Raw genomic sequence first — 10246 nt, 5'->3', positions numbered from 1 at the left:
TGTTTCGCCGGAAACGATTTGCTACACGCCGCGAGCCGGTCGGTTCCGGCTCCTACCACGTGCGGTCGTGGCGGAATTGGTAGACGCGCAGCGTTGAGGTCGCTGTGGGGCAACCCGTGGAAGTTCGAGTCTTCTCGACCGCACCATTCACTCAATCCGATCCTTGCCTGCCTCGGCGACTTAGCGCCAGGCCGCTTTGGAGTGAGGCCGCATCGACGCGGCTCCCTGGCCAGGAAAAACTGCCGAAATGGCAATTGCCGTCTGACAATGCGTATGCGTTTGTAGGGTCGTCAGGATCCTCATAGGGGCATGCGCATATGTTGACTCCCATGCGTGCGATCGTCGTCGGCGGCGGTTGTGTCGGCGCCGGCATTCTCTACGGCCTGGCCAAGCGCGGCTGGAGCGATGTCGCCTTGCTGGAGCGAACGCAGCTTACCGCCGGTTCGACATGGCATGCGGCGGGCCTCATACCCTCCTATGCGCGCAGCCTCAGCGTTGGCCGCATGATCACCAAGTCGATCGAGATCTATGAGGGCCTCGAGGCCGAGACAGGGCAGAAGGTCGGCTGGCACAAATGCGGCCAGTTGCGCATCGCCAACACGCGCGACCGGCTCGACGAATACCGCAGCTACATGGACGTCGCCGAGGTGCAGGGCGTGCGGGCCAGTATCGTTTCGCCCTCAGAAGCGCGCGAAATCTGGCCGCTGCTCGACAACAACGGCATGCTGGGTGCGCTCTATCATCCCGATGACGGCCATATCGCGCCCGCCGATGTGACACAGGCGATGGCCAAGGGCGCGAGAGACCTCGGCGCGAAAATCCATCTGGGCACCGAGGTGACCGGCTTCGAGCGCATGCCGGGCGGTGAGTGGAAAGTGAGGAGTTCGCGCGGCGACTTCGTCTGCGAGCATGTCATCCTGGCCACGGGCAATTATGCGCGACAGACCGGCGCGATGCTCGGCCTGGACATTCCCGCCATTCCGATCGTGCATCAGTACTGGATCACCGAAGCGGTGCCCGAAATTGTCGAGCGTAAACGGCTCGGCCTTCCGGAAATGCCTATCCTGCGCGATGAGGGCTATGAAGGCTATCTGCGCGAGGAGGGTGATGGGCTGATGTTCGGCCCCTATGAACGCACCGAACAACTCAAGCTGTTCGCCGAGAACGGCGTTCCGGAATGGTTCGGCGCCGACCTGCTCGACGAGGATTTCGACGCCGTTTCCTGGAACTGGGAGCAGGCGACCCAACTGGTGCCCGCGCTCGGGCGCGCAGGCATCAAGCGCAACGTACGCGGTCCGTTCCAGATGACGGCCGACGAATTGCCGCTAATGGGACCCGCCTGGGGGCTCGACAATGTCTGGCTCGCCGAAGGCGTGCCGGGCGGCATCCTGTGGGGCGGCGCGATCGGCTATTATCTCTCCGAGCGGATCGTCGAGGGCGGCAACAGCATCGATACGGCGGAACTCGACCCGCGCCGATTCGGTGATCATGCCAACAAGAACTGGACCCGGGAAAAGGTGAGGGAGGCCTGGGGTACACATGCCGCCCAGCATTTCCCCGGGCAGGATATGCCGGCGGCTCGGCCGCAGAAGACAGCACCTTCCTACGACCGGCTGACCGAGCTTGGGGCGGTATGGGATGTCTTGAACGGCTGGGAGATGCCGAGCTGGTTCGCTCCAGCCGGCGTCGAGGCCCGAAATGTCTACAGCTGGCGCTGGACCGCCAAGGGCAATTATGTCGGCGAGGAGGTTCAGGCCGTCCGTCAGGCTGTTGGCCTGGTCGAAATGACGCCAATGACCAAGTTTGAGCTGCGTGGCCCGGGCGCGGAGCTCTGGCTGGACGGCATCCTCGCCAACCGTCTGCCGCGCCCTGGTGGCGTCACGCTCGCCCATCATCTGACTCCGGCCGGCGGCGTGCAGGCAGAATATGTGGTGGCGCGGCTGGGGATGGACCTGTTCTACCTGATCTCGACGCCGCGCGCCGAGCGCTGGAACTTCGACGATCTCAGCCGCCGGCTGCCGAAGGATGGCAGCGTGCATCTGTCCAACGTCACCAATGATCGCGGCTGCTTCACCGTGGTCGGCCCCAGGGCGCGCGAGCTCTTGCAACCGCTGACCGAGGTCGACCTGTCGAACGAGGCTTTTCCCCGGTTCAGTGCACGCTCGGGCACGGTTGGCCTTGCCAGTGACGTGCGGATCATGCGTGTGAACTATTCAGGTGAGCTCGGCTGGGAGCTCTATCACCCGCTCTGCTATCAGCGGCATTTGCTGGATGCGCTTCTGGCATCGGGAGAGGCGCATGGGTTGCGGCTGGTCGGGCTGCAGGCGCTGGAATCGCTGCGCCTCGACAAGTCCTACCGGGCCATGTACCGCGACATGAACCCTGAACTGTCCGCCTGGGAGAGCGGTCTCGACCGCTTCGTCAGGCTGGACAAGGGCGATTTCCTAGGGCGTGCGGCCCTGGTGGCGAAGCAAAAGCAGGGCGGCACGCATCGCATCGCCACGCTTTTGATCGACACGGACGGCGCCAGCGCTTTTGCCTATGAGGGCATCTATCGCGACGGCAAGCTTGTCGGCCGTGTCACCTCGGCGGGCTATTCCTATACGCTCGGCCGCGATATCGCGCTGGCGCTGCTTCCGCTGGAGCTTGGAGTCCCCGGTATCGAGCTGGAGGTTTCCATCCTCGGCGAGCGTCGTCCGGCAAAGGTGGTGCCGGATTCTCCCTATGACCCGGAAGCCGAGCGCGGGCGTATGTGAGCGGACCGGAGGCAGGGCCTATCCCGTCCAGCCGAGGCCGGCCGAGATGCAATTGATCGACACGAGCAGCGCGTCGGTTGCCCGTTTTTGATCGGACGTGCCGGTGTTCGCCCTGACGTCGCGCAGCAGACTGATCTGCAGGCGGTGGATATCGTCCATCTGCCGGCGCAGATTGTCGAAACGCCGCTTGAACATCGGAAAGCGCGCGGAAAGATCGCCGCCGGTAAGTCCGCCGATCAGGCGCCGCGTCAACTCGTATTCGGCGGCGATGCGGGCATGGATACGCCGGGCCGCGTCGCTGTCGGACACCAGATCGGCATAGAGCCGCGCGATCTCCATGTCGGACTGGTAAAGCGTCTTCTCGGCCTCGTCGATGATCAGCCGGAAGAAGCGTGAGTGCTCGAACATGCGGGCCAGAAGGTCGTGCCCGGCCTTGCCGCGCACCGCGACGAACGAACCGAGGGCGCTGCCGATGCCATACCAGCCGGTCAACAGATGGCGATTCTGGCTCCAGGCGAACACCCATGGAATAGCGCGCAGGTCGGCAATGCCGCTGGCGCCGAAACGGCGTTCCGGCCGCGAGCCCATCTTCAGGAGTCCCAGCTCCGCGACAGGGCTCGCCTGGTTGAAGTAATCGAGGAAGCCGGGCTCGGCCATCAGCCCGGCATAGGATGCCTGCGACATGCCGGCCAGGGCTTCCAGTGCTTCCTCGAACTCCGGCGTTTCCTTCGTCTCGACCTCGGCGGCCGAACCGACGCTGTGGGCAAGCACGCCGGCCGCCAGAATTTCCAGCTGGTTGAGGCCGGTGCCGCGGTTGGCGAATTTCGACGACACGACCTCGCCCTGCTCGGTCACCCGCATGGTTCCGGCGACCGTGCCTTGCGGCTGCGCCGCGATCGCCCGGCCGGTCGGTGCGCCGCCACGGCTGACGGAGCCGCCGCGGCCGTGAAAGAAACTGATCCTGATCTTGTGCTTGCGTCCGACGGCCGCGAGGCGTTTTTGCGCCTTTGCCAGTTCCCAGTTCGATGCGAGGAAACCGCCATCCTTGTTGGAATCCGAATAGCCAAGCATGATTTCCTGGCGCGCGCCGAAATCCCGTATCGTTCGCCTCACCAGCGAAACGTCGAGCAATCCATTCAGGATGCCGGGGGCGGCCTGCAGATCGGCGATGGTCTCGAACAGGGGCACGATCCGCAGCCTGATCGTGCCGCCGCTGTCGGGCGCGGTTGAAAGCCCGCAATATTGTGCCAGCAGATAGACCGCGAGCAGATCGTCGACCGACCGGGTCATGCTGAGAACGAAAGAGCCGACGGCGTCGCCATCCAAGTTGGCAACGTGCCCGGCGATGACGGCGAATATCGCAAGCAGCTCACCTGCTTCAGGCGAAAGCCGGCCGGGGTCGATCTCCAGCCGTTCGCCCTGGCTCAGCGCCGCGCGAATGCGCGCCGACCATTGCGGCGTACCGGGCACTGCCGGATCGGCCGAATTCCTGAGCGCAAACAGCTCGGCCAGCACACGGTTGACGACCGTTGAGTTCTGCCTGATGTCGAGCGAGACCGTGCGGAAGCCGAAGCTCTCGACCTGCCACAGCAGAGGCTGGACGAAACGCCTGGCGACCGCACGGCCGCCGATCGCTTCGAGAACGCCAGATAGCGCTTCCAGATCGGCACGAAATGCCTCCGCCGAAAGGTACGACGCCGTCCCGCCGTCGCGTGTCGCCTCCAGCCGGGCAAACAGGGCCGAAGCGAACTGGCGAAGCGGTTCGTCAGGATTGCGTGCGACGATTGCGTGCGCCTCTCCGCTTTTGTCTAGCACGGTTTGCAGCACAGGCTTGAAGCCGGCCGGCAGGTCCACGACGTTCGAACTGGCGCTGAGCACAGTCACCAGCCGCTGCACTTGCGTCAGATACCAGCCAAGGGCGGTATCGCGGTATTCAGCCAGGGCATGGGCGGTAACCGCAGCAGTCACGTTTGGATTGCCATCGCGGTCGCCGCCGATCCATGAGGCATAGCGCATGAAGGCGGGAATTCTGATCGGTTGTCCCGGATAGTGACGCGCGAAGGCGCCTTCGAGCTTGCCATAGAGCTGCGGCGTTGCCTCGAAGATGACTTCCCGGAAGAAATGCAGACCCCAGGCGATTTCGCGTTCGACCGTTGGGCGCTCGAGCCGCAGTTCGCCCGTCATCCACAGCAGTTCGATCTCGCTTTCCAGGTCGGCGACCAGCAAATCGCGTTCGCGCGGCGCCCAGCGCGGCTGGTCGAGTTCGGTCAGCTTGCGATAGATACGGCGGTGAATCTCCAGCACCGTGACGCGTTTGGCCTCCGTCGGATGCGCGGTCATGGTTGGCCCCACGCAAAGCTCATCGAGCGCTGCCTGGACGTCCTCGGCCGAGCGGCCGTTCGCGGCCATCTGCGCGATCACGCTGGCGAAGGATCCGGGCACTTCGTCGGCGCCCGCGCCTTGTTCGAGTTCGCGACGCACCCGCATGGCGGCCAATTCGTCGGCGATCGCCAGCAACTGGAACCACACGCCGCTCGCCTGAAGCGCCGGGATACGTTGCTCCGGCGCGAGCGAGACAAGCGACCTGCGTCCGCTCAAAACGGCGGCGATCTCGGGTTCTCTCGCGCTTGCCACCTGAAGCAGCAGCCGCAGCAGGAGGCTGCGCTCGTCCTCGCGAAAGTTGATGCGTCTGCTCTGTTCCAAGTCGCTTTCCTGATCCGTCCGCCGCTGCCATGCCGGGCGCTCAATCGAGGGCAAGCGGGCTGTCAATCGAGCCGGTCGGGACCCGACGCCCTTCGCGGAAGGCGGTGGGATTCTCCACCGCCTTCATGCCCATCCCTCGGCCTTACGCCGCTACGCGGCCTTCTTCACCCGCGAGAGTGTGTCGGCCACGACCTCGCCGAAGGAGGACGGCGTCGGCACGATGATGACGCCGGCTTCCTTGAGGATCTCGACCTTCTCCTGCGCCGATTCGCCGAAGGCCGAGATGATGGCGCCGGCATGGCCCATGCGACGGCCTTTGGGAGCCGAAAGCCCGGCGATGTAGGCGATGAGCGGCTTTCTCATATTGTCGCGCGCCCAGATCGCGGCTTCCGCTTCCTGCGGCCCGCCGATCTCGCCGATCATTACCACGGCGTCGGTTTCGTCGTCGTGCTCGAACAGTTTCAGCACGTCCTTGAAGGACGAGCCGTTGATCGGATCGCCGCCGATGCCGACGCTGGTCGAGACGCCGATACCGAGCGCCTTCATCTGCGAGGCGGCCTCGTAGCCCAGCGTGCCGGAACGTCCGACGATGCCGACGCGGCCGGGCAGGTAGATCGAGCCGGGCATGATGCCCATCAGCGCCTGTCCCGGCGTGATGATGCCGGCGCAGTTCGGGCCCACCAGCCGCATGCGGTCCTCGAAGCGGTAGCGGCGCATGTAGCGCTTGACCTGCATCATGTCCTGCGAGGGGATGCCGTCAGTGATGCAGACGCACAGCTTAATGCCGGCGTCCGCCGCTTCCATGATCGAATCGGCCGCGAAGGGCGGCGGCACGAAGACGATGCTGGCCTCGGCGCGGGTCTCGCGCACGGCGCCCTTGACGGTGTTGAAGACGGGAAGGCCGAGATGCGTCTGGCCGCCCTTGCCGGGGGTGACGCCGCCGACCAGCTTGGTGCCGTAGCGCTTCATGTCCTCGGCGTGGAAGCTGCCGATCTTGCCGGTGAAACCTTGCACGATGACGCGCGTGCTGCGGTTGAGCAGGATTGCCATGACCAGATCTCCTCAGGCTGCTTTTTTCTTCTTGGCGACCGTGCGCCATGCGGCGACGGCCTTTTCGGCCGCCTCGGCCAGCGTGTCGGCGACGATCACCGCCTCGCCGGAATCGGCCAGGATGCGGCGGCCTTCCTCCGCCCTGGTGCCGGAGAGCCGCACCACCAGCGGCACTTCGACGCCGACCTCGCGGATCGCCTTGATGACACCCTCGGCGACCCAGTCGCAGCGGTTGATGCCGGCGAAGATGTTGACCAGTATGGTCTCGACATTCTTGTCGCCGAGCACGGCGCGGAACGATTTCGCCACCCGTTCGGGCGAGGCGCCGCCACCGATGTCGAGGAAGTTGGCCGGCTCGCCGCCGGCGATCTTGATCATGTCCATCGTCGCCATGGCCAAGCCCGCGCCATTGATGATGCAGCCGATGCTGCCGTCCAGCCCCACATAGGAGAGGCCACGGTCGCTGGCGAAGGTTTCGCGCGGATCTTCCTGGCTCTTGTCGCGCAGCTCGGAGATTTCGGGCCGGCGGAACAGCGCGTTCTCGTCGAACGACATTTTGGCGTCGAGCGCGACGAGACTGCCGTCGCGCGTCACCACCAGCGGATTGATCTCCAGCATCGAGGCGTCGTAGTCGCGGAACACCTGGTAGCAGCTGAAGATGGTTTCGGTCGCCTTGCCGATCAGGCTGTCCTCCAGCCCGAGCCCGAAGGCGATCTCGCGCGCCTGGAAGCGTTGCATGCCGACACCGGGATCGACGGTGGCGCGGATGATCGAATCCGGCGCGGTCTCGGCGATCTCCTCGATCTCCATGCCGCCCGCGGCCGAGGCCACGATCATCACGCGCTCCTCTTTGCGGTCGAGCACGAAGCCGAGATAGAGTTCCTGCGCGATGTCGACGGCTTCCTCGAGATAGAGGCGCGAGATGAGCTTGCCACGCGGCCCGGTCTGGTGGGTCACCAGCTTGCGGCCGAGCATCGCCTCGGCGGCGCTGGAGATTTCCTCGTCATTGGCGCACAGCTTGATGCCGCCGGCCTTGCCGCGCGCGCCGGAATGAACCTGCGCCTTCAGCACCCATTTGCCGCCGCCGATCTCGCGTGCCCGGTAGGTCGCCTGTTCGGGGCTGTAGGCCAGCCCGCCGCGCGGCACGTGGATGCCATGACGGGCGAGCAGTTCCTTGGCCTGGTATTCGTGAATGTCCATCTTGTCCTCCCGGTATTTTTCTACTGCGCGGCGGCTGCGTGCGGCTCTTTGGCCAATGAAGTCCGGCCGGCGCGCTCGATCGCCTCGTTCACCACCAGCACGTTGCGCGCCATCCGTTCCGACGCCGCGTCGATCATCTTGCCGTCGAGTGCGGCAGCACCCTTGCCGAGTGCTTCTGCCTCTTTCAGCACCTCCAGGATGCGGCGAGCGCGCGTGACTTCTTTCTCCGGCGGGGAGAAGACGTCGTTGGCCAGGGCGATTTGCGATGGGTGGATCGCCCATTTGCCCTCGATGCCGAGCGCGGCGGCGCGCCTGGCGGCCGCCGTATAGCCTTCCGGATCGGAGAAATCGCCGAACGGCCCGTCGATGGCGCGCAGGCCATAGGCGCGGCAAGCGACCGTCATGCGTGACAGCGCGAAATGCCACTGGTCGCCGGGATAGTCGGGGTTGAGGCCGCCGATGTTGACGGTGCGCGCCTTGCAGCTCGCGGCATAATCGGCGACGCCGAAATGCATGGCTTCCAGCCGGCCTGATGTGGCGGCGATCGCCTCGACATTGGCCATGCCGAGCGCGGTCTCGATCAGCGCCTCGAGGCCGACGCGGGTCTTGAAACCCTTGGCCATCTCGATCTGGTTGACCATGGCCTCGACCATGTAGAGATCGGCGGGCACGCCGACCTTCGGCACCAGTATGGTGTCCAGCCGGTCGCCGGCCTGTTCCATGACGTCGACAACGTCGCGGTACATGTAGTGGGTGTCCAGCCCGTTGATGCGCACCGAGACGGTCTTGCCCTTGGCGCGCCAGTCGATGTCGTTGAGAGCATGGATGATGTTCTTGCGGGCGCGCTCCTTGTCGGGCGGCGCGACCGCGTCCTCGATGTCGAGGAAGACGAAATCGGCGGCGCTGTTGGCGGCCTTGTCGATCATCTCCGGGCTCGAGCCGGGAACCGCCAGTTCGCTGCGCTGCAGCCTGAGCTTCCTGAGGTGGTTGATGGTGTGGCTCATCGTCGGCTCCCTCAGGCCGCTTCCGCGACCGGCACTTGCGCCGAATTGCGGAAATGCTGGATGGCGGCGCCGACGCCGGAGCCGGGCGACAGCCGCACGCCGCAGTCGAGCAGGGTGAGTTCAGCAGCGGACAGCGAGGCCAGCACCATGACCTCGTTCAGCCAGCCGAGATGACCGATGCGGAAAACCTTTCCGGCCACCTTGTTGAGGCCGCCGCCGAGCGACGTCTGGTAGGTGCGGTAGGCACGCTTGACGATATCGCCGCTGTCGATGCCTTCCGGCACCAGGATGGCGCTGACGGTATCGGAATGCCATTTCGGCGCCTTGGCGCAAAGCTTCAGGCCCCAGGCGTCGACCGCCTTGCGCACGCCTTCGGCCAGGCGATGGTGGCGGGCGAAGATGTTTTCGAGCCCTTCCTCGGCGATGAGGTTGAGCGAGGCGCGCAGGCCGCGCAGCAGCTGGGTCGCCGGCGTGTAGGGGAAGTAGCCGGCGTCATTGGCGCGGATCATGTCTTCGAAGGAGAAGAAGCAGCGCCGGTGCGTCGATGTCCTTGAGGCGACAAGCGCCTTCTTGCTGACCGACAGGAAGCCAAGGCCGGCGGGCAGCATGAAGCCCTTCTGCGAGCCCGAGACGGCGCAGTCGACGCCCCATTCCTCCTGGCGGAAGTCGATCGAGCCGATCGACGACACGCCGTCGACGAACAGCAGCGCCGGGTGGTTTGCCTCATCGAGCGCGGCGCGGCAGCCGGCGACATCGCTGGTGACGCCGGTCGCCGTCTCGTTCTGCGTGCAGAAGATAGCCTTGATGCGATGCGCCTTGTCGGCCTTCAGACGCTCCGCATAGATTTCGAGCGGAACGCCGGTTCCCCATTCGCAGTCGATCACATCGACCTCGAAGCCGAGCCGCTCGGCCATGTCGACCCACAGATGCGAGAACTGGCCGAAGCGCGACATCAGTACCTTGTCGCCGGGGCTGAGCACATTGGTCATCGCCGCTTCCCATGCGCCGGTGCCCGAGGACGGGTAGATAAAGACGCGGCCGGTCTCATTCTTGAACACCCGCTTGATGTCCTCGAACAGTGGCAGCGTGAGATCGGGGAAGGACGCGGCACGCATGTCCTCCATCGGCAGGTTCATTGCCTGCCGGACCTGCTCGGGAATGTTGGTCGGGCCCGGGATGAAAAGGTGGGTGAAACCGGCCATGGTGCGAACTCCTCCTGATCCAGCAAAGCGGTGATGGGGAGTTTCGTTTCGCCGGCGAACGGCAACAACACCTTGGCGGGTAAGATCTCGCCGCGTGCGGGTGGGGCGGGCCTACCCGCCAGGCCTACCCGTCCGCGTAGCCGGCGGCCTAGCCGAGAGGCTGTTTCTGCGGCCGCTTCTCGCGCGCATAGAGCGCGACGGCCATCGCCCGGTTGCGGACGTCGAGCTTGTCGTAGAGATTCTTGAGGTGATACTTCACCGTGTTCTCGGAAATGCCCGTGCGGGTTGCTATCTGCAGGTTTGTCCAGCCGTCGGAAAGCACCGCGAGCAA

7 protein-coding genes and 1 tRNA gene are annotated in these 10246 nt (G+C 65.1%); 2 read left to right on the top strand and 6 right to left on the bottom strand.

What is annotated here, in order from left to right:
* Nucleotides 1-61 precede the first annotated feature (61 nt).
* Nucleotides 62-146 (top strand) — tRNA-Leu (locus J0I79_RS00385).
* Between the two features lie 171 nt (nt 147-317).
* Entirely contained in the window at nt 318-2756 is a 2439-nt protein-coding gene (locus J0I79_RS00380) for an FAD-dependent oxidoreductase (RefSeq protein WP_292854248.1), read from the top strand.
* Nucleotides 2757-2774: 18 nt separating this feature from the next.
* Here J0I79_RS00380 and J0I79_RS00375 read toward each other — a convergent pair whose 3' ends face one another.
* From J0I79_RS00375 to J0I79_RS00350, 6 genes are all read right to left on the bottom strand, one after another.
* Complete coding sequence (locus J0I79_RS00375) at nt 2775-5459, bottom strand: phosphoenolpyruvate carboxylase (RefSeq protein WP_292854246.1); 2685 nt, start codon at nt 5457-5459, stop codon at nt 2775-2777.
* A gap of 150 nt (nt 5460-5609) precedes the next feature.
* On the bottom strand, nt 5610-6509 hold the full coding sequence (gene sucD / locus J0I79_RS00370; protein ID WP_292854244.1) for a succinate--CoA ligase subunit alpha: 900 nt from the start codon (nt 6507-6509) through the stop codon (nt 5610-5612).
* A 12-nt stretch (nt 6510-6521) separates the two neighbouring features.
* A complete protein-coding gene (locus J0I79_RS00365; protein ID WP_292854242.1) occupies nt 6522-7709 on the bottom strand; it encodes a malate--CoA ligase subunit beta in 1188 nt (395 codons plus the stop codon).
* A 20-nt stretch (nt 7710-7729) separates the two neighbouring features.
* Entirely contained in the window at nt 7730-8713 is a 984-nt protein-coding gene (locus tag J0I79_RS00360; protein WP_292854240.1) for a CoA ester lyase, read from the bottom strand.
* 11 nt (nt 8714-8724) lie between these two features.
* Nucleotides 8725-9915, bottom strand: a complete 1191-nt coding sequence (locus tag J0I79_RS00355; protein ID WP_292854238.1) for an aminotransferase class V-fold PLP-dependent enzyme — start codon at nt 9913-9915, stop codon at nt 8725-8727.
* Between the two features lie 148 nt (nt 9916-10063).
* On the bottom strand, nt 10064-10246 hold a 183-nt coding region (locus tag J0I79_RS00350; RefSeq protein WP_292854236.1), incomplete at its 5' end, for a LuxR C-terminal-related transcriptional regulator.

The organism is Mesorhizobium sp., from assembly GCF_017306585.1.
Classification (GTDB): Bacteria; Pseudomonadota; Alphaproteobacteria; order Rhizobiales; family Rhizobiaceae; genus Mesorhizobium.
The sequence above is the reverse complement of the archived record's forward strand: the minus strand, read 5'-3'. Positions and strand labels throughout refer to the sequence as shown.

What these genes read in the sequence shown, in the direction of transcription:
- J0I79_RS00380 (WP_292854248.1), top strand. Translation starts at nt 318, where the DNA reads ATGTTGACTCCCATGCGTGCGATCGTCGTCGGCGGCGGTTGTGTCGGC.
- sucD (WP_292854244.1), bottom strand. Translation starts at nt 6,509, where the DNA reads ATGGCAATCCTGCTCAACCGCAGCACGCGCGTCATCGTGCAAGGTTTC.
- J0I79_RS00365 (WP_292854242.1), bottom strand. Translation starts at nt 7,709, where the DNA reads ATGGACATTCACGAATACCAGGCCAAGGAACTGCTCGCCCGTCATGGC.
- J0I79_RS00360 (WP_292854240.1), bottom strand. Translation starts at nt 8,713, where the DNA reads ATGAGCCACACCATCAACCACCTCAGGAAGCTCAGGCTGCAGCGCAGC.
- J0I79_RS00355 (WP_292854238.1), bottom strand. Translation starts at nt 9,915, where the DNA reads ATGGCCGGTTTCACCCACCTTTTCATCCCGGGCCCGACCAACATTCCC.